Origin of the sequence: Sphingobium rhizovicinum, assembly GCF_042647625.1 — a bacterium.
Taxonomy (GTDB): Bacteria; Pseudomonadota; Alphaproteobacteria; order Sphingomonadales; family Sphingomonadaceae; genus Sphingobium; species Sphingobium rhizovicinum.
In genome coordinates this window covers 354,791-374,033 of sequence record NZ_JBHRVU010000004.1, presented here as the reverse complement: position 1 = coordinate 374,033, position 19,243 = coordinate 354,791, and the positions used below count along the sequence as shown (strand labels likewise).

Sequence of the window (19,243 nt, the reverse complement as noted above, 5' to 3'; positions counted from 1 at the left end):
CCTCATTGCCTTATCGACGTATCAGCGCTGGGCAGCCTGAACGCTCAATCGAACGATATGGTCCAATATTGCAGGATGCAGGGGGCGTTCGAAGGCGCACCCCGATTCATGCGCGTGGGTCCAGGTGACGCGCGCGCGACGCCCTTCGAAGCCGGGCAGCATGATCCAGATGTCATTGCCGATGGTCAGCTTCATGAAGCTTTGCAGGCGGAAGCCGCTGACCGATACGTCGGTGATACGGCTGCTGAACCATGTTTCGCCCGGACGCCGCACCTTGACGGCGATCTGCACATGGCGCCGCTCGGCCGTGCGCCCTTTGCGATCATAGTCTGTCTGTCGTTCAGCGCCCATGGTGCCACGATCATCCGTCAGCGACGTAAGCAAATGGTTAAGTACCCGCCTCTTTTCCGAAAAAGCCGCTTTTGACATGCCATAAAAAAGGGCCGCCCGAAGGCGACCCCTATCAGTCTTGGCACTTCCATCACCAGCCAGCCCGGCAACCATCCCGACAAACCGGGAAGTCTTGCACCGGAAAGGTCGAGGCCGGTTCAGCGATCAGAAATTGCCATATTGTTCGTTGCCGACGAAGCCCAGCTTCGTCACGCCCGCACGCTTGATCTCCGCCAGCACTTCGTCAACGACGACATAGCGGGTCTGCGCATTGGGCTGGAACTGCAGTTCCGGCTCGACGGGCAGACGCAGCGACTGCTGCAGATACTGACGCAGGGTCAGCAGGTCGATCGGCGCACCGTTCCAGGTGATCACGCCACCGGCGTCGATCGCGACCTTGTTCTTGACCGGATCGATCACGCTGTCCGTAGGCGGCGCGTTCTGCGGCAGGTCGATCTTGACCGCGTGGGTCTGGATCGGAATGGTGATGATGAACATGATGAGCAAAACGAGCATGACGTCGATCAACGGCGTCGTGTTCATTTCCATCATCGGTTCGCCATCATCGGAACCCATGCTCATTGCCATGGCGAATTCTCCTTAAAGCGACCGGTCAGAGACGGGTCGGATTCGAACCGGGTTCCGGTTCGGAGATGAAGCCCACCTTCGGGAAGCCGGCGCGCTGCATCGTGTAGATGGTGCCGCCGATGCACCGATAGGGGGTGTTGATGTCGCCGCGGATATGCACTTCAGGCAGATCCTCCGGCTTCAGATTCTCAACGCCACCAGCCTTCTTGATGTCCGCTTCGAGCTTCGCGACCGCACGATCGAGCAGTTCGCTCGAATTCACCGGGGCCATGCCCCAGAAAACCGCACAGGCACCGTCGGAACCCGTCGTGACCGAGAGGGACACATTTTCGGGCTTCGTCGTGGTCGGCTCGAACGCCACCTTGGGAAGTTGCAGATCGACCGTCTGGACGACGACCGGGACCGCGATGAGAAAGATGATGAGCAGCACCAACATGACGTCGACGAGCGGCGTCGTGTTGATGTCGGACAACGGCTTTTCTTCACCGCCGCCAGAGCCAACACTCATTGCCATTGATACTATCCTAACCTTGGTTTCGATGGCGTCCCGTCAATGGGAGCATTGCGGGAGCCATGGTCGGTGGGGAACCGGACGGTCGCAGCCGCCACCCGGTTCCTTCCACCGGCGTCTTGAGACCGATCAGGCCTTGGCAGCAGCCGGCTTGGCAGCAGGTGCGGCCGGAGCGGCAGCAACGGAAGGCTTCACGGCGCCGTCCGAAACCAGATAGGCCAGCAGATCGACGGTGAAGCCGTTCAGCTGTTCGGCGATCGTCTTGTTACGGCGCTGCAGGAAGTTGTAGGCGAGCACCGCGGGAACGGCGACGGCCAGACCCAGAGCGGTCATGATCAGAGCTTCACCGACCGGGCCGGCAACGGCGTCGATCGAGGCCTGACCGGCAGCGCCGATCTTGATCAGAGCGCGGTAGATACCGATAACCGTACCGAACAGACCGATGAACGGCGAGGTCGAACCGACGGTCGCGAGGAAGGCCAGACCGCCGCCCAGCGACGAGTTGATGGCGGCTTCCGAACGGGCCAGCGAGCCGTGCAGCCAGTCATGCGCTTCGACCGGATCCTTCAGCTTGCCATGCTCTTCCTGCGCCTTGATGCCGTCGTCGACGATCTGCTTGTAGGCCGAGTTCTTTTCGAGCTTGGCGGCGCCTTCCTTCAGGCTGGCCGAACGCCAGAAGGTCGCACGAACCTTCTTGCCCTGGTTGATGACCTTCTGCTGTTCGATCAGCTTGGTGAACAGAACATAGAAGGTGCCAACCGACATGATGCACATGATGGCGAACACGGTCTGGGCGATCAGACCGCCCTGCTGCAGGGCTTCCTGCAGGCCGTAGGGGTTTTCCGGCTTGGGAGCCGCAGCTGCGAGATACATCAACATGTTCAAGACTTCCCTCTCAATGAGATCAAGCGTGGGACAGGCGGCGCCGGGCGCTCGCCTACCCGAGTAGGATTATTCCGGCAGACGCCAGGTGATGCGGCCATTGTACGTGTCAGGCATATCCTGACCATCCGAACCCTTTGCCGGCTTGAACCGCGCACGGCGCGGCAGCAGGCGGCAGGTCGCCTCGTCGAGGTCGGCATGGCCGGTCGACTGAGTGATGGTGCAGTTGGTGACACGTCCATCCGCGCCGATTTCCAGACGGAAACCAGCCGTACCCGAACGCTCTTCGCGCTGTGCGCGGCTCGGATAGTCGGCATCGCTGAGCCAGCTGCCCGGTGCGCCACGCGGCGTAGCGCGCGTTGCGGCCTGGGGCGGCGGCGGCGGAGCCGGCGGCGGCGGCGGCGGAGCCGCAACCGGGACCGGATTGAACACCGGCGGCGGCGTCCGAACCGTCTGGATCGGCGGCGCAGGCGCCGGGGTCTGGACGATCGGCGGAGGCGCAACAACCGGCGGCGGCTCGATCGGCTGATCTGGCGGCGGCGGCGGCGGCTCCTCGTCCGGTGGCGGCGGTTCCTCCTTCACGTCGACAACATTCAGCTGCTCTGCCGCCTTTTTGACATATTTCATGCCAAGGCCGGTGACGAAGGCATAGCCAAGAACAGCGTGAATCAGGGCGACGATGACGATCGAGACAGTCCGACTCGATCCTTGCGAGTGGTCAGCATAGGCCATTCGGCAACGACACTCCTTAACTCATCTTACCAGTGGTTTATACAAATCAGCCAAAAACGACCCCAGCCAACCGGGCTATCCCGATCACCTTTGGCCCCTAACCGTATATTTGCTACCGAGCGAACTCCTATCGCGGCGGATCGTGGCACGCAAACGCTTTATCGACATGATCATTTGCGACTACCATTTCATATCGGAATGACTTGCCTGTGACATCCTTGCCACGGGCTAAAACCATAGGACGAAGTTAACGATGAAATCCGCCAACCGCCTCTTGAAATATGGATTGCCGTGCCTCATTTCCGCCTCATATCCTGCGGTTTTCCCGGCCTTTGCCCGTGACGGGGCGATGGTAACGCAACCATCCGCAGCGCAATCAGGACTGTCCTATGCGGACATTGTGGACCTGGCGGACAAGGCCCCGCTGGTGGCCAATGTGCGGATTCGCAACATCATCATTTTGAAGCCCGAGCAGGCTGGAACGGTGCCGGCAGACCATAAAAGGCTGTTCATAGAGGCGGATGTGACGGGCCTGATTCGCGGTGAATCGGGAATCAGCCCCCTTGTAACCTATCTATATGATGCGCCGCTGGACGCCCGCGGCAAAGTGCCCAAGCTCAAAAAGGCCCAGATGATCCTGTTCGCCCGCGCCGGCGGCCGGCCGGGCGAGATTCAGCTGATCGCGCCCGATTCGCAGATCCCTTCCACCCCGGCGGAGGTTGACCGGGTCAAATTCATCCTGTCCGCCCTCGTCGCCCCGGACGCGCCGCCGCGAATCCTGGATGTCGGCGACGCCTTCCATGTCGCGGGAACCATTGCAGGCGAAGGCGAAACGCAGATTTTCCTGCGCACCGAAAATGGCGATCCGGTATCGCTGTCCATCCTGCGTCGGCCGGGACAGGCGCCGCACTGGGCCGTGGCGTTGGGCGAGATCGTCGATGAAGCCGCGCGCCCGCCTGAACCGGGCAGCCTGCTCTGGTATCGCCTCGCCTGTAGCCTGCCGGCCACCCTGCCCCCTCGGTCGGTGCGCAGCCTTGCGGTGCAAGATGCCGAAGCGGCCCGCGCCGACTATCAATTGGTGATCGATGCCCTTGGCCCTTGCGGCCGCACCCGCAAATCGGGCTGACGCGCCTTTTCCTTTGGACAGGGACGCGGAGGCGGCTATCAGCGCCGCTCTTGAAAAGTCGGAAGGGAAAAGCCGCCATGACCAATCTGCACCGCCATGCCCCGCTGCGCGTCGCGCTCGTCGGCCTCGGCACGGTGGGCGGCGGGGTCATTCGGCTGCTGGAGGCCAATGGCGACCTGATTGCGCGGCGAGCCGGCTGCCCGATCCAGATCGTCGCCATTTCCGCACGCGACAAGAATAAGGATCGCGGCGTCGACCTGTCGCCTTATGAATGGGTCGACGACATGAACAGCCTTGCCACCCGCGACGATGTCGATGTGGTGGTGGAACTGATCGGCGGGTCTGACGGCCCGGCCCTCACCCTCGCCCGCCAGTGCCTGATGGCTGGCAAGCCTTTCGTCACCGCCAACAAAGCGATGCTGGCCCATCATGGCCTGGATCTGGCCCGGCTGGCGGAAACGGGCGGCATCGCCCTGAAATATGAAGCGGCCGTCGCGGGCGGCATCCCGGTGATCAAGGGCATGCGCGAAGGCGCCGCCGCCAATGAAATCAGCCGCGTCTACGGCATCCTGAACGGCACCTGCAATTACATCCTGACCACCATGGAGAAGGAAGGCCGGGGCTTTGACGAGGTGCTGAAGGAAGCGCAGGAACTGGGCTATGCCGAAGCCGATCCCAGCTTCGACATCGATGGGGTCGATGCCGCGCACAAGCTGACCATCCTGGCCAGCCTGGCCTTTGGCACCGAACTGGATTTCGACGCGGTCGCCACCACCGGCATCCGCCACGTCATCGCCGCCGACATCGCCGAAGCCGCTGCGCTGGGCTATCGCATCCGGCTGGTAGGCATGGCGCAGAACGGACCGGAAGGGCTGTTCCAGCGCGTTCACCCGATGCTGGTGCCGCTCGATCATCCCCTCGCCCATGTCGACGGATCGCTTAACGCCGTCGTGGCGGAAGGCAATTTCGTCGGCCGCCTCTTCTTCCAGGGACGGGGCGCTGGCGATGGCCCGACCGCATCGGCTGTCGTCGCCGACCTAATCGACGTGGCCCGCGATGAATATGGCGACGCCTTCGCCATGCCGGTCGCCGCCCTGACGCCGCAGCATAAGGCGGATGCCGGCGCCCGCATCGGCCGCACCTACCTACGTTTCAAGGTGCAGGATCGCCCCGGCGTGCTGGCGGAGATTGCCGCGGCCACCCGCGATGCCGGCGTATCGATCGAAAGCATGATCCAGCGCGGCGCGAATCAGGCCGATGGCGTGCTGGTCGCCATCGTCACCCATGCCGGCGAAGAACGCTGCATTGCCGACACGCTGGACCGCCTCGCCGGCTCCGACAGCCTTCTCGACACGCCGATGGTGATGCACATACTGGATTGATCCAGTCTCAAAAAAGCAAGATTGGAAGATTCAATGCACCCCGCTGCCTCTGAAACGATCGGGCAGCGGGGGCGGCGGCGCCAAATCGGCATCGGGATCGACGATTGCGGTGATGCCCTTCACAAGACCGTCGATCATCTTTGCGCCGTTCCAGCCGCCAACGCATCCCGCCGCCTGCCCGCCCACGACGCCGCAACTGCCCTGACGCGGCGCAGCGGCCGAGGCGCGCGGCGCTTCTCCCCGGGCAACGCCCTCCGCCTCGCGCGGTAGGGGTAGGCGTTCGCGCGCATTACGCTCTGCCCGTGTGCCGCACACGACGATGGCGTCACCGCTACGGTCGCAGGGGCGGATCACGCGCGTCTTGTCCCTATAGGCCGCCATCAGCGGATCATCTGCATCCTGCGCAAATGCCGGCGTCATCATCGGCATGCAGAGCAGCAGGAACAGCGCGCGCTTCATAGGACATAAAAGATCAGCCAATCATGGCCGCATCATGTCGGCGGGCGGGCGAATGGGAAAGGAAGCGACGTCGCGCCGTCCTTGCTCGACAAGAACCGGGCGACCTCCTATCTGCTGGAGCCATAAGAAAAGGGCAGAGGAAATCATGGTTCAGGCAAGCTCGACTCTCGACCGCGTGCTGGTGCTCGAAATGGTCCGCGTTACCGAAGCGGCGGCGATCGCCGCATCGAAACTGATCGGCCGGGGCGACGAGAAAGCAGCCGACGCCGCCGCCGTGGAAGCGATGCGCCTGGCCTTCAACGATCTTTACATGGATGGCACCGTCGTCATCGGCGAAGGCGAGCGGGACGAAGCGCCCATGCTCTATATCGGTGAAAAGGTAGGCAATGCGATCGGCACCGGGCCAAAGATCGACATCGCGCTCGATCCGCTGGAAGGCACCACCATCACCGCGAAGGCCGGGCCGAATGCTCTGGCGGTGCTCGCCATTTCCGAAGAAGGCGGCCTGCTGAACGCCCCCGACGTCTATATGGAGAAACTCGCGATCGGCCCCGGTTACCCGGAAGGGACGATCGACCTCAACCGCTCGGTCCGGGAGAATGTCGAAGCCGTAGCCAAAGCCAAGGGCGTCGATCCGCACGAACTGATCGTCTGCGTGCTGGACCGACCGCGTCATGAAAGGCTGATCGGCGAATTGCGCGCGATCGGTTGCGGCATCATGCTGATTCCCGATGGCGACGTGGCCGGCGTGATCGCCACCAGCGACCCGGAAACCACGATCGACATCTATATGGGGTCGGGCGGCGCACCCGAGGGCGTGCTGGCCTGTGCCGCGTTGCGCTGCGTGGGTGGTCAGTTCAAGGGTAAACTGCTGTTCCGCAACGAGGATGAACGGGTGCGGGCGCGCAAATGGGGCATCACGGATCTCGACAAGATTTACGACCTGAAGGAACTGGCGAAGGGCGACTGCATCTTTGCCGCGACCGGCGTGACCGACGGATCGCTGCTGGACGGGGTGAAGCGCCTGCCCGGCAGCAGGCTGACGACCCAAAGCGTCGTGATGCGCGCGAGCACCGGCACCGTGCGCTGGGTGAAGGGCGAGCACCGGCTCGATCATAAAGGGTTTTGATATAAGAAAGGGAGCCATTTGGCTCCCTTGTGCGACTGGCTTTAACGACCCGCTCGGTGATTAAGGTCGTGGCCCAGCGCCAATATGGCAACGCCAATGAAGGTGTAGATGCCCTCCTGCATCCCATGATCCATGGTCAGCGCTCCCGCCATCACGCCAAGCCCCAGCGCCCCGATCGCCGACGGCATCATATAGCCATGGACGATCGCGCCATGCCCCAGCGCCACCGCGCCCAGCAGGATCGCCAGCACAAGGCCGGCTTCATGAAAGATGGGGCTTTCGAAAATGCCGCCGGCAGAGGCCAACAAGCCCAGAATCACCGCCGTCGCAAAACAATGCGCCACGCACAGACCCGACAGGGCGATCGCGATGCGATCGATCCGGCCAGTCATCAGGGCATTGCGCAGGGTCAGCTTCATGGTCGCCGCTACATAGGACAGACCAGCATAAGTTACAACATAACATCACAACTTTTATGGGTTAAATCCCCTTGTCCGGCGGGTCAGGCCGCCAGCCGCATGCAATTGCGGCCGCTGCGCTTGGCGCGATAGAGCGCCTTGTCTGCCGCCTCCAGCATCGCCGACCGATCCGACTGACCATCCAGTTCGACCAGACCCGCGCTGAAGGTCACGCGAATCGGCTGATCCCCGACCATCATCACCGGATCGGCCAGCGCAGTGCGCAGTCGCTCACACACCAGGCTCGACCTGTCTACATCGCTGTCCACCAGCAATATGGCAAACTCCTCGCCGCCCAGCCGGCCAATGCTGTCCACGGCCCGAAGGCCGGGCCGCAGCCGTTCCACAAAGGCGCTCAGCACCCGATCGCCCGCGCCATGGCCATAGCTGTCATTGACCGACTTGAAATGATCGATGTCGATCAGCAGCAGGCTTGATCGCGCGCCCGTCTGCGCCCGTGCGATTTCCTCATCCAGCTTTTCCAGAAAGGCACGGCGGCTGTCGGCCCCAGTCAGCGCATCGCGCGAGGCCACCTGCTGCAACGCCCGCTGGCGCGCCTTGTGCCGCGATATGTCGCGAATGGTGCTGACCACCCCATTGGCATCGCCATGTTCATCGATCACCGCGCGGAGCACCATTTCGTACCAATCGAAATCTCCGGCCGTCACCAGCGGACGAAATTCGACCTGATGGACGCTACCCGGTTGGGCCAGCGCAGCGCGGTGCGCTGCGATCACGATGGCCCGATCCTGCGGATCGACCAGATTGGCGGCCGACTGGCCCAGCAACAGTTCAGGAGCACAGCCAATCTGTTCATGCGCGGAGGGCGACGCATATTCTATCACGCCATCGACACCGATGTTGAGCACCACGTCCCCACTATGTTCGGCGATGGTGCGGAACCGCACTTCGCTTTCCGACAACAGGCGAAACAGCCGACGCCGCGCATGCAGTTCGGCCGCGACCGGCATGCACAGCAGGAAACTGAGGGCGAGGTAGAATTGGAAGAATTGCACCCGATCGCCGGTGCTCGCAGGGATGATGGTCAAAGGCCCGACCCCGGACATGGTCGCGGTTCCGCCAATCGCCGCCAGCAGGACGATGGATGCAGCGGCCCCCATCTGTCCGACACGAAAGGCGATCAGCACAAGCGGCAACAGCGGCGCAAACAACATGGGATAACGCGCCCAATAGAAGATATGCACTGTGCAGAGCGTGAACAAAATCAGCAGCACCGCGGCTTCCACCTTCGCCGGTGTGGCGGTTTCGCGCATCCAGCGTCCAAGTTCTCCCTGCAACAGCATGATCAGGATCGGCGCACAGGTCAGGCCGCCCAGCGCATGGCCGGTATACCATTGCAACCATGACGCCCCGAACGACACCGACGTCAATTGCGACGCGACGGTAGCCGCCAGCATCCCGGTCACGATGTCGGCTACGCCGGTCAGCGCCAGAATGAAGACCACCAGCGGCCGGATCGCCCCGATCACGCGATGGTCTGGCACATAGCGGCGGCAGAGAATCGCCACGATCAACGATTCGAGGATGTTGATCGCCGCCATCGGAATCGCCGCCATCGGCCCCATGCCGAACATGGCGGTCGCTGCTGCGCTGGCAATGCCGCAGGCGATGATGGCACGCGGCCAGTGCGCCGTGCGCGACGTCAGCAATTCCGCCATCAGGAAGGCATTTGCCCCCCACAAAAAGGCCAGACCGCCTTCGAACCGGGAAATTATGAGCGCAGCGGACGCTGCCACAAAATAGACGCTGCCCGTCACGATCGGGCTTAGGGCAGAAGGATTTCGAAGGACAGGCCGCGGCATGATGCGCCTGTCGTTAGCCGCTCAACCTTAATAAACATTGCCGTTTCATGTCGCTGACGCCGCACGCATGCAAAATAGCAGATGGCGTAGCGATCAGGTGACGGCGGCAGCATCCAATAACGTCCGCCATCCTTTCAGACGCTGCGTCCGCATCGCCGGCATCATCGTCGGATCAAAGCGCATGCGCCCTGGAATCATGGTCGCCGCCGCCTCCAGCGTGGGAAACAAGCCTACGCCGACTCCCGCCAGCATCGCCGCGCCGCGCGCCGTCGTCTCTACGTCCGCAGGCCGCTCCACCGGCAGACCCAGCATATCCGCCATATCCTGCGCAATCCAGTCATTGGCGCTCATCCCGCCATCGATTCGCAGCGCTCGCCATGGCGCGCCATCAGCGGCAAACGCCATGGCGAGATCATGCACCTGATGCGCGATCGATTCGAGTGCGGCGCGCACGATATGCGCCCGCCCCGAACCATGGGTCAGGCCGGTGATGCGGCCTGTCGCTTCCGGCCGCCAATGCGGCGCGCCAAGCCCTGACAAGGCCGGCAGCAGAAACACGCCACCATTATCCGGCACCGACCGGGCGATCACATCCGTTTCGGCCGCCGTGGCGATCAGCCCCAGCCGGTCGCGCAGCCACTGGATCAGGCTGCCGGCGACAAAGACCGACCCTTCCAGCGCATAATGGCGCTGCCCGCCCATCTGGCATAGCACCGTGCCCAGCAACCGATGCGCCGACCGCGGCAGTGCATTGCCAGTGGGCGCCAGAATGAAGGCGCCGGTGCCCAATGTCGCCTTGACAGAGCCCGCAGCCAGACACCCCTGCCCGATCGTCGCCGCCTGCTGATCCCCGGCCAGACCGCATAGCGCAATCCTGCCCCCCAGCAATTCTGCGACCGTCGTGCCGAACAGGCCGGCATTGTCCACAATCTCCGGTAAGGCCGCCTGCGGCACGCCGAACAGCGCGCATAATTCCGCATCCCATCCCTGGCCGTCCAGCTTCATCAACTGCGTGCGGCTGGCGTTGCTCGCGTCGCTGACATGCAGGCCGCCCGTCAGTTTCCACATCAGCCAGCTTTCCACCGTGCCAAGCGCCAGATCCGGTCCTGCCGCCGCCACCTCCGGAGCATGATCGATCAGCCAGCGCATCTTGGCGGCGGAAAAATAGGGATCAAGGATCAGGCCGGTACGCTGCTGAATCTGCGCCTCGTGCCCCGCCGCCTGCAACCGATCGCAATGGTCGGCGGTGCGCCTGTCCTGCCAGACGATCGCACGGGCAAGCGGCGCGCCGGTCCGCCGGCTCCAGGCGACGACCGTTTCACGCTGGTTGGTGATGCCGATCGCGGCAATCCGGTCGGCCCCGCCCGCCTGCGCCACCATCTTGCGGGCGCAGTCCAGCGTCTGTTCCCAAATTTCGGCGGCGTCATGTTCGACCCAGCCGGGCCGGGGATAATATTGGGTCAGGTCCGCCTGCGCCGTCGCCACGCGCGCGCCATCAGGCGCATAGAGCATCGCCCGCGTCGATGTCGTGCCCGCATCCAGAACCAGCAGATGCCGTTCGCTCACCCATTTCCCTCCAGCCATGTGTCGAGGCGCGCTACCTGCGCCCGGTTCAACCGCAATCCCAGCTTGCTGCGCCGCCACAATATGTCGGCGCTGGTTTGCGCCCATTCGCGGCGGATCATGTGACGGACTTCCGCTTCGGTCAGTCCATGGCCGAAATCCTCGCCCAGCGCCTCTGCGTGACGGGCTGAACCAAGCCAGGTCCATGCCTGCGTGCCATAGGCGCGGGCGATGCGATCGACCGTGGCTGCGTCCAGAAAGGGATAGTCCGCCGCCAGCCGCCGCATCAACGCCGTCAGCCCGGTCATGGGAAAATCCCCGCCCGACAGCGGCGCAGTCGCGGTCCAGTCGCCGCCGGCCATGCGGGGCAGGAACGGCCGAAGCCGGCCGATCGCTTCGGCTGCGAGATGGCGATAGGTGGTGATCTTGCCGCCAAAGATGTTGAGCAGGGGCGGCTGCCCCTCGTCACGATCCAGTTCCAGCCTGTAACCACGCGTCGCCGCTTCCGGCTTGCCCGATCCATCATCGACCAGCGGCCGCACACCGGCATAGGACCAGACAACATCCGCAGGCGTAATCGAACGCGCGAAATAGCGATTCGCGCCATCACAGAGATAGGCGATCTCCTCTGCGCTGGCGGCGACCTGATCCAGCTCTCCTTCATGATCGCAATCGGTTGTGCCGATCAGGGTGAAATCCCGCTCATAGGGGATGGCGAAGAAGATACGGCCGTCCGGCAACTGGAAGAAATAGGCCAGGCCATGATCGAACAGACGCGGCACGACAATGTGCGATCCCCGCACCAGCCGCATGGCCCTTTCCCCCGGCCGGTGCGCCCTCGCCAGCAGGTCGAGCACCGCAGGCCCCGCCGCGTTGACCACGGCGCGGGCGCGAAAGAGTGACACTGCCCCATCATGCTGCCGCGCTTCGATGCGCCAATGATCGCCGGTACGCGTCAGTTGCGTCACCCGTGTCCGCACATGGACGCTCGCCCCCCGGTCTGCCGCGTCACGGGCATTGAGCATCACGAGACGGGCATCGTCGACCCAGGCATCCGAATAGCAATAAGCGGGACCAAAGCCGGCCCGGAGCGGCGCGCCCGCACAATGGCGTCGCAGATCGATCGCCTGCGTGGCCGGCAAGGTGCGCCGACCGCCCATATGATCGTAAAGGAACAGGCCCAGGCGCAGCATCCAGCGCGGCCGCAATCCGCGCGTCCAGGGCAGGACGAAGCGCATCGGATGAATGATGTGCGGCGCGATCGCCCAGAGCCGTTCCCGTTCCGCCAGCGATTCGCGCACCAGCGCAAATTCGCGATGTTCCAGATAGCGCAGCCCGCCATGAATCAGCTTGGTCGAGGCTGACGATGTACCTTGCGCCAGATCGCCCTGCTCCAGCAGCAGCACGCTGACGCCACGCCCGGCGGCGTCGCGGGCGATGCCACAGCCATTTATCCCACCGCCGATGACGGCCAGATCACGGATCGGCGCTGCACTCTCCTCACTCACAAGAGGAGAGATAGGATGGCCAGCCGGTCATGGAAAGGCGGAACGAAAAGACCGACGGAGGGACAGACCTTCCGCCGGTTCCGTCACCAGTCCCCAGGTGACGAAAGGGTTCAGGCCAGGCTGTCGACCACCAGCCCGCTATTGCTGCTGTCGGCGCTGCTCGCGGCGCTGCCGTAGAGCGACTGCGTCATGCTGGATCGTAGATTTTCAAGAAAGGCGATCATCGAATCCAGCTGATCGGTCACGCTCGTCGTGTCGGTGGCGCTGATCGAACTGTCGTCATCCTCGCTGCCGTCGGCCGACGGCGGCGGTCCGGGAGGCGCCCCCCGCATAGCGCCAGACGCGCCGACGCCGCCCGGCCCGTCTATGCTCATACCGCTGTCGGCGCTGTCGCCGGCTGATATATTGCCCGGCCCCTGGGCGAAAAGGCTCTGAAGCTGGGCCGCCTGATCCTCCGTCAGGGTTCCGGCCGACACCTGTTCGTCGATCAGCGAGTCGATCCGATCCTTCATGCCCGAAGGATCGAGCCGCGAACTGCCATCGCTGACCGAGGCGGAAAGCGCGCTGTCGATCGAATCGAGCGCCGTTTCAAGTGCGTCGCCATCAACCTGCGAGATCGATCCCGCTTCGACAGCTGCGTCGATTTTGCCGTCCATCGACATGCGCGGCGACTGCCGCTGCGCTGGCGGCATCGCCATGGTATAACTGGATATGCTTGTCATGCTTGAAGTCCCCACTTCATGTTAGTGGGGCCATCATGCGGAATGTTTCTAAAAAACCTTATATTTCAACGATGTAATTTATTGAAATATAAGCGCTACATCCGCGCCGGCGTCAGGCCTTTTCCAGCGTGCATTGTAACGGATGCTGGTTCTGGCGGGCGAAATCCATCACCTGATTGACCTTCGTTTCAGCCACTTCATAGCTGAAAATGCCGCACACCCCAACGCCACGCTGATGAACGTGCAGCATCACACGGGTCGCTTCCTCCATGTCCATGCGAAAGAAGCTTTGCAGCACATGGACGACGAACTCCATCGGCGTATAATCGTCGTTGAGCATCAGCACTTTGTAGAGCGACGGCTTCTTGGTGCGCGTGCGGGTCCGAGTGGCGATGCCTACATTGGGTCCGCCCGGGCCATCGCCCTGGTCGTCCTGATCCCGGCCCGCCATGCTGACGGACCACGCCGATGCGGTGGTGACACTGTTCATGATGGCAAGGAATATGGCGATTTGTCCGCGCATGGCAAGGGGGCGAGGGTGCAACGGGTCGCCCAGCCGTCGGAAATTCCGTGACAAAAAAGGCGTCCCCTTTCCAAAAAAGGGACGCCCTTCATGCTTTGACCTCTTGGTCGCGAACGCCCTCAGGCGGCCAGCGACTTCACCTTGTCAGTGACCAGCGTGACGCGCGCGCTCAGCGGCTGGGCGACATCGCCCGCCAGCTTCATCAGCGCTTCGCTGCTCTTGGCTGCTTCCTTGGTGAACTCATCGAAGCTGCTCGACAGCAGTTGGCTCTGCAACTGGAAGAATTCAGTCGGCGTCTTCACGGTCGAGAAGCTCTTGATCGACGCCGTCGCCTTTTCGAAGCTCTTCTTGCTATAGTCGACCGCTTCCTGGCCCAGCGTTTCGATGCCCTTGGCAGCGATCTTGCCGGATTCGACCAGCGCTTCGACATTGCCCTTGGCAAGGTCGCTCAGTTCTTCGATCGCCTTGGTCGACTTTTCGACATTGGCCTTCGTCTTCTCGTTGAAGTCGGCATAGGCGGTTTCGAACTTGGCCTTGGTTTCCTCGGCAAACTTCTTTCCGGTTTCGATGACGTCGTTCATGATCTTGGTTCCTTCTGTGGCGGGCAGCGGCGTGGTCGCGAAAGATTCGGCCTTTTCAGAAAGGCTCTCTGTAATTTCAGGCTCCGGATCGGGATCGGAAGGCTCTTCAACCGGCTCCTGTTCCGGAACAGGTTCCGGTTCGGGCGTCGATTGCGGATTAGTATCGATCGGCTTCACCTCATCGGCTTGCGGATTGGTATCAATCGGCTTGACGCTGGACTGAGGATTGGTGTCGATCGGCTTCACCTCATCGGCTTGGGGGTTGGTGTCGATCGGCTTGACGCTCGCCACCGCAACTTTCTTCGCTACAGGCTTGGGTTTTGCAGGCGCACTCCCGATCGCAGCTTCCGCCGCCTTCAGCGCCTCGCTCGCCGACAAGGTCGACGCGCTGGCCTTGCTGCGCGGCTTGCTCCTCGGGGTCTTCGGGGTATCGGCCATGACCATCCTCCGTTTGTTGCACTGCACAATATGGGTTTTGCGGAGTTATTGCAAGGCTTATTGTGCAGTGCAACAAAACCGACACCTGCCGCCCGCCACACGAACAAAGCGATGGACCGCAAACACTGTAAATCAGGGATTTAGCGCGCCTTCACATAGCGCCCCGGCGCCTCCTCTATCGCCTTGAGCCGTCCTTTCCCGGGCACGCGCGCGCCCTTTGCCGGGACGGATTTCGAATCGAGTCCCTCGATCCATCCACGCCAGTCCGGCCACCAGCTGCCCTTCGTCTCCTTCGCGGCGGCAAGGAAAGCGTCCAGAGTCGGTTGCGCTGCGTCACAGGCCCAATATTGATATTTCATCGCGGCCGGCGGGTTGATCACGCCGGCGATATGCCCCGACCCCGCCAGCAGGAACCGGATCGGCCCGGAAAGATTTTCCGTCAGCTTCCACACACTCTCCAGCGGCGCGATATGGTCTTCCCGACCGGCCTGCACATAGGCGGGCGTCTTTACCAGCCGCAGATCGATCGGCGTGCCGGCCACGCTGATGGCGCCCGGCACCACCAGCAGATTGTCACGGTAGAGCTGCGTCAGATAATCCCGGTGCCAGCGCGCCGGCAAATTGGTGGTATCGCCATTCCAGTAGAGCAGGTCGAAGGGCGGATAGTCCATGCCCAGCAGATAATTGTTGACGACATAGTTCCAGATCAGGTCGCGCCCGCGCAGCAGATTGAAGGTCGCGGCCATGTAGCGCCCGTCGAGGAACCCCTTGGACGACAGCTGCTCCACCATCTTCATCTGCTCGTCATCGACGAACAGGGTGAGGTCGCCGGCCTGGCTGAAATCGACCTGTGCGGTGAAGAAGGTCGCGCTGGCCACCTTATCCGCCTCGCCGCGCCCCGCCAGCAGGGCCAGCGTCGCCGCCAGCGTCGTCCCCGCGACGCAATAGCCGATCGTGTGGACGCTCTTCACCTTCAGCAGATCGCGCACCGTATCGATCGCGTCGATCTGACCACTAAGGATATAATCGTCCCAGGCCATGTCCTTCATCGAGGCATCGGCCGATTTCCACGACACGAGGAAAACGCTGATTCCCTGATCCACCGCCCATTTGACGAAGCTTTTTTCGGGCGAGAGATCGAGAATGTAGAAACGGTTGATCCAGGGCGGGAAGATGATCAGCGGCGTTTCCAGCACCGTCTCGGTCGACGGCGCATAATGGATCAGCTGATAAAGCGGCGTTTCATGGATCACCTTGCCGGGCGTGGAGGCGATGTTGCGCCCCAGTTCGAACTGCGTGCCGTCGGTATGGGTAAGCTGGCCCTTCTCCATATCGGCCAGCATATGCTTGAGGCCCTTGACCAGATTCTCGCCGCCGCTCTCGATCGTCTTCTGCACCACCTGCGGATTGGTGAGCGGGAAATTGCTGGGCGCGATCGCATCGAGCAGGCCGGTCGTCGCAAAGCGCAGCTTGGCCTTCTGCTTCGGGTCCACGCCGTCGACGGCGTCGGCCATCTTCATCATATAATCGGACAGCAACAGATAGCTTTGCCGGATCAGGTCGTAAAAGGGATGATCGGTCCAGGCCGGATCGGCAAAGCGCCGGTCCTTGCGCGCGGCCGGACTGTCCACGGGGGCCGGTTCCGGCTGGTTCCGCAGCAGACCGCCCGAATCGAGAAAACGCTGCCAGAGCGCCAGCCCTTCGTCTGCAAAGCCGGTCTGGATGCGCGCCACGATGGCAGGATCAAAGGGCAGAACCTGCCCGGTGGCGCCGGCCGCCTGCTCCAGCATCAATTGCTGGGCGCGGCCGATCACCTGCGTCCATTGCTGCATATCCTCCAGGGTCGGCAGGTGCGGCTCCAGGACATCGCTATTCTGCATGGCCACCTTGCTCCTCCTGGCATTGTCGGTCTGCGCCGCTTTCGCTGGCATGTCCCCTATCAGGCGGTTATAGCCAGATTGTGACATGCCAGCGGCGCGTCACGCACTATTCCCTACCGCGAGCTTTCAGGAAAGCCCCAATAATGTCCGAAGAATTTTACCGCATGAAGCGCCTGCCGCCCTATGTCATCGCCGAAGTGAACGCGATGCGGGCCGCCGCGCGGGCCGGCGGAGAGGACATTATCGACCTGGGCATGGGCAATCCCGACCTGCCGCCGCCCGACCATGTGATCGCGAAACTGATCGAAGTCGCGCAGAAGCCCAGCGCCCATGGCTATAGCCAGTCACGCGGCATTCCGGGGCTTCGCAAGGCGCAGGCCAATTATTATGGCCGCCGTTTCGGCGTGGACATCGACCCGGAAACCGAAGTTGTCGTAACGATGGGATCGAAGGAAGGCCTCGCTTCGCTGGCCACCGCGATCACCGAGCCGGGCGACGTGGTGCTGGCCCCCAATCCCAGCTATCCGATCCATACGTTCGGTTTCATCATCGCAGGCGCGACGATCCGGTCGGTGCCGACGACGCCGGATGAAAATTATTTCCGTTCGCTCGACCGCGCCATGGCCTTCACCGTGCCGCGCCCGTCGATCCTGGTGGTCAATTATCCGTCCAACCCGACGGCAGAGACGGTGGACCTTGCTTTCTACGAGCGCCTTGTCGCCTGGGCGAAGGAGAACAAGGTCTGGGTGCTAAGCGACCTTGCCTATTCCGAGCTTTATTATGACGGCAACCCGACGCCGTCGATCCTTCAGGTGCCGGGTGCCAAGGATGTGGCTATCGAATTCACGTCGCTCAGCAAGACCTATAGCATGGCCGGCTGGCGCATGGGCTTTGCGGTAGGCAACCGCAAGCTGATCGCAGCGATGACGCGGGTGAAATCCTATCTGGATTATGGCGCGTTCACGCCGATTCAGGCGGCCGCCTGCGCCGCGCTCAACGGGCCGCAGGACATCGTGCAGAAGAATCGCGAGCTTTATCACAAGCGCCGCGACGTGCTGGTGGAGAGCTTCGGCCGTGCCGGTTGGGACATTCCGGCGGCGCGCGCGTCGATGTTCTGCTGGGCGCCGCTGCCGCCCGCGCTCAAGGACATGGGGAGCCTTGAGTTCTCGAAGCAATTGCTGACCCATGCTAAGGTCGCGGTGGCGCCGGGTGTGGGCTATGGCGAGGATGGCGAAGGCTTTGTGCGCATCGCCATGGTCGAGAATGAGCAGCGGCTGCGGCAGGCTGCCCGCAATATCAAGCAATATCTGAAATCGATGGGCGTCAATACGCCATCGACCAAGGGCGCAGCCTGATTCAAACAGGTCGCTGCCGCCAATGTGGGAGCGACCCGTTTTTACGCGGGAAAGTGGCGCTTTGCCACGCATTATCCTTGGCCCAGCCCCTTGCCCCCCGCTCCGCGATAAAGGATAGCTGCATCCGATGAGAGGTGCCGCTTGATGATCCCCCTTCCGCAGGTCAGCCAGGTCGCGCAGACGATCCAGCTGGCGCTGGCCCCGGTGTTCCTGCTGGCGGGCATCGGCGCGTTCCTGAACGTGTGCGTCAGCCGTCTGGCCCGCATCATCGACCGGGCGCGCGACGTCGAACGGATGGTGTTGTCCACACGGGGCAAGGAACATGACCGGATGGTCGCGGAAATCCGCGTGCTCGACCGGCGCATGAGCGTGGTCAATGCCGCGATCTTCCTGTCGGTCGCGTCGGCCTGCGCGGTCTGCCTGGTCGTTATCCTGCTGTTCGCCGGCAATTTGTTCAACGCCCATTTGGGCACGCCGATCGCCATCTTGTTCAGTCTGGCGATGCTGTTGCAGGCAGGCGCCTTTGGCACCTTCATCCAGGAAATCCGGCTCGCCTCGCGCACCATCCATATTCGCAACGAAGTTCTCTATCACAAGGTCGACGAGGAAGAGGCGACATGACCCGCTTCACCGTCAACGACCGGCCGGTGCAATATCGCATGGATCCTGAAACGCCGCTGTTATGGGCGCTGCGCGACGCATCCAACCTGACCGGCACCAAATATGGATGTGGCACGGGCGATTGCGGCGCGTGCACCGTGGACATTGACGGGGAGGCGGTGCGATCCTGCCAGGTGACGATCGGCAAGACCGAGGGGCGGTTCGTTACCACGATCGAGGCGCTGTCGCCCGATCGCGGCCATCCGCTGCAACAGGCGTTCGCCGCCGACAATGTGTCCCAATGCGGATACTGCATTCCCGGCATGATCATGGCCGCGTCGGTGCTGCTGCGCCGGACCAATGATCCGTCCGATGAGGATATTGACGCGGCGATCACCAATATCTGCCGCTGCGGCATCTATCCCCGGCTGCGCGGGGCGATCAAGCGGGCCGGGCGCATCATGCGCGGCGAGGAACAGACCGCCGCCGCGCCGCCGCCCGGCATTGCGCCGGAAGAGGCGGCGAAGGCGGTGCCGGCCTTGGGGCGTTCTTCTTCCCGGACGGACAAGCCAGCCGACTGACGCGCCTGCCCG

20 protein-coding genes are annotated in these 19,243 nt (G+C 62.8%); 6 read left to right on the top strand and 14 right to left on the bottom strand.

Going from position 1 to position 19,243, the window contains the following annotated elements:
* Window positions 1–21 precede the first annotated feature (21 nt).
* From ACFOKF_RS03170 to ACFOKF_RS03150, 5 genes are all read right to left on the bottom strand, one after another.
* Window positions 22–351 (bottom strand): PilZ domain-containing protein, encoded by a 330-nt coding sequence (locus tag ACFOKF_RS03170; protein ID WP_380793081.1) that lies wholly within the window; start codon window positions 349–351, stop codon window positions 22–24.
* Window positions 352–555: 204 nt separating this feature from the next.
* Entirely contained in the window at window positions 556–978 is a 423-nt protein-coding gene (locus ACFOKF_RS03165) for an ExbD/TolR family protein (protein WP_007705977.1), read from the bottom strand.
* 25 nt (window positions 979–1,003) lie between these two features.
* Window positions 1,004–1,492, bottom strand: a complete 489-nt coding sequence (locus tag ACFOKF_RS03160; RefSeq protein ID WP_093080008.1) for an ExbD/TolR family protein — start codon at window positions 1,490–1,492, stop codon at window positions 1,004–1,006.
* 126 nt (window positions 1,493–1,618) lie between these two features.
* Window positions 1,619–2,368 carry a MotA/TolQ/ExbB proton channel family protein gene (locus ACFOKF_RS03155; protein WP_380793077.1) on the bottom strand — a complete coding sequence of 250 codons (750 nt, stop codon included), beginning with the start codon at window positions 2,366–2,368 and terminating at the stop codon, window positions 1,619–1,621.
* Window positions 2,369–2,440: 72 nt separating this feature from the next.
* The gene (locus ACFOKF_RS03150) at window positions 2,441–3,103 is read right to left on the bottom strand and encodes an energy transducer TonB (protein ID WP_380793074.1); all 663 of its coding nucleotides are present in this window, start codon (window positions 3,101–3,103) and stop codon (window positions 2,441–2,443) included.
* Window positions 3,104–3,452: 349 nt separating this feature from the next.
* Here ACFOKF_RS03150 and ACFOKF_RS03145 point away from each other — a divergent pair, with 349 nt between their 5' ends.
* Together ACFOKF_RS03145 and ACFOKF_RS03140 are read left to right on the top strand one after the other, a co-directional pair.
* A complete protein-coding gene (locus ACFOKF_RS03145) occupies window positions 3,453–4,229 on the top strand; it encodes a hypothetical protein (RefSeq protein ID WP_380793072.1) in 777 nt (258 codons plus the stop codon).
* Between the two features lie 77 nt (window positions 4,230–4,306).
* Window positions 4,307–5,611, top strand: coding sequence for a homoserine dehydrogenase (locus tag ACFOKF_RS03140; protein WP_380793069.1), 1,305 nt, complete (start codon window positions 4,307–4,309; stop codon window positions 5,609–5,611).
* A 30-nt stretch (window positions 5,612–5,641) separates the two neighbouring features.
* Here ACFOKF_RS03140 and ACFOKF_RS03135 read toward each other — a convergent pair whose 3' ends face one another.
* The gene (locus ACFOKF_RS03135) at window positions 5,642–6,070 is read right to left on the bottom strand and encodes a hypothetical protein (protein WP_380793066.1); all 429 of its coding nucleotides are present in this window, start codon (window positions 6,068–6,070) and stop codon (window positions 5,642–5,644) included.
* A 145-nt stretch (window positions 6,071–6,215) separates the two neighbouring features.
* On the opposite strand from ACFOKF_RS03135, the gene glpX reads away from it, so the two are divergent.
* Complete coding sequence (gene glpX, locus ACFOKF_RS03130; RefSeq protein ID WP_380793063.1) at window positions 6,216–7,199, top strand: class II fructose-bisphosphatase; 984 nt, start codon at window positions 6,216–6,218, stop codon at window positions 7,197–7,199.
* Between the two features lie 41 nt (window positions 7,200–7,240).
* On the opposite strand, the gene ACFOKF_RS03125 is transcribed toward glpX, so the two are convergent.
* The 8 genes from ACFOKF_RS03125 to ACFOKF_RS03090 all read right to left on the bottom strand — a co-directional run bounded on the left by ACFOKF_RS03125 (window position 7,241) and on the right by ACFOKF_RS03090 (window position 16,695).
* Window positions 7,241–7,618: a MerC domain-containing protein gene (locus tag ACFOKF_RS03125; RefSeq protein ID WP_298396167.1), complete on the bottom strand. Its 378-nt coding sequence runs from the start codon at window positions 7,616–7,618 to the stop codon at window positions 7,241–7,243.
* 83 nt (window positions 7,619–7,701) lie between these two features.
* A complete protein-coding gene (locus tag ACFOKF_RS03120; RefSeq protein ID WP_380793059.1) occupies window positions 7,702–9,480 on the bottom strand; it encodes a sensor domain-containing diguanylate cyclase in 1,779 nt (592 codons plus the stop codon).
* A 93-nt stretch (window positions 9,481–9,573) separates the two neighbouring features.
* Window positions 9,574–11,046: a glycerol kinase gene (locus tag ACFOKF_RS03115; protein ID WP_380793056.1), complete on the bottom strand. Its 1,473-nt coding sequence runs from the start codon at window positions 11,044–11,046 to the stop codon at window positions 9,574–9,576.
* A complete protein-coding gene (locus ACFOKF_RS03110; protein WP_380793053.1) occupies window positions 11,043–12,551 on the bottom strand; it encodes a glycerol-3-phosphate dehydrogenase in 1,509 nt (502 codons plus the stop codon). The genes ACFOKF_RS03115 and ACFOKF_RS03110 overlap by 4 nt, the downstream gene beginning before the upstream one ends.
* Before the next feature lie 110 nt (window positions 12,552–12,661).
* Window positions 12,662–13,273 carry a hypothetical protein gene (locus ACFOKF_RS03105; protein WP_380793050.1) on the bottom strand — a complete coding sequence of 204 codons (612 nt, stop codon included), beginning with the start codon at window positions 13,271–13,273 and terminating at the stop codon, window positions 12,662–12,664.
* 112 nt (window positions 13,274–13,385) lie between these two features.
* Complete coding sequence (clpS, locus tag ACFOKF_RS03100) at window positions 13,386–13,796, bottom strand: ATP-dependent Clp protease adapter ClpS (RefSeq protein WP_380797627.1); 411 nt, start codon at window positions 13,794–13,796, stop codon at window positions 13,386–13,388.
* Window positions 13,797–13,915: 119 nt separating this feature from the next.
* Window positions 13,916–14,815 carry a phasin family protein gene (locus ACFOKF_RS03095; protein ID WP_380793047.1) on the bottom strand — a complete coding sequence of 300 codons (900 nt, stop codon included), beginning with the start codon at window positions 14,813–14,815 and terminating at the stop codon, window positions 13,916–13,918.
* Between the two features lie 140 nt (window positions 14,816–14,955).
* Entirely contained in the window at window positions 14,956–16,695 is a 1,740-nt protein-coding gene (locus ACFOKF_RS03090) for a PHA/PHB synthase family protein (protein ID WP_380797625.1), read from the bottom strand.
* Window positions 16,696–16,838: 143 nt separating this feature from the next.
* Here ACFOKF_RS03090 and ACFOKF_RS03085 point away from each other — a divergent pair, with 143 nt between their 5' ends.
* The 3 genes from ACFOKF_RS03085 to ACFOKF_RS03075 all read left to right on the top strand — a co-directional run bounded on the left by ACFOKF_RS03085 (window position 16,839) and on the right by ACFOKF_RS03075 (window position 19,231).
* Window positions 16,839–18,050 carry an LL-diaminopimelate aminotransferase gene (locus tag ACFOKF_RS03085; RefSeq protein ID WP_380793044.1) on the top strand — a complete coding sequence of 404 codons (1,212 nt, stop codon included), beginning with the start codon at window positions 16,839–16,841 and terminating at the stop codon, window positions 18,048–18,050.
* 144 nt (window positions 18,051–18,194) lie between these two features.
* Window positions 18,195–18,671 (top strand): DUF2721 domain-containing protein, encoded by a 477-nt coding sequence (locus tag ACFOKF_RS03080; protein WP_380797624.1) that lies wholly within the window; start codon window positions 18,195–18,197, stop codon window positions 18,669–18,671.
* Window positions 18,668–19,231, top strand: a complete 564-nt coding sequence (locus tag ACFOKF_RS03075) for a (2Fe-2S)-binding protein (RefSeq protein ID WP_380793041.1) — start codon at window positions 18,668–18,670, stop codon at window positions 19,229–19,231. The genes ACFOKF_RS03080 and ACFOKF_RS03075 overlap by 4 nt, the downstream gene beginning before the upstream one ends.
* Window positions 19,232–19,243 lie beyond the last annotated feature (12 nt).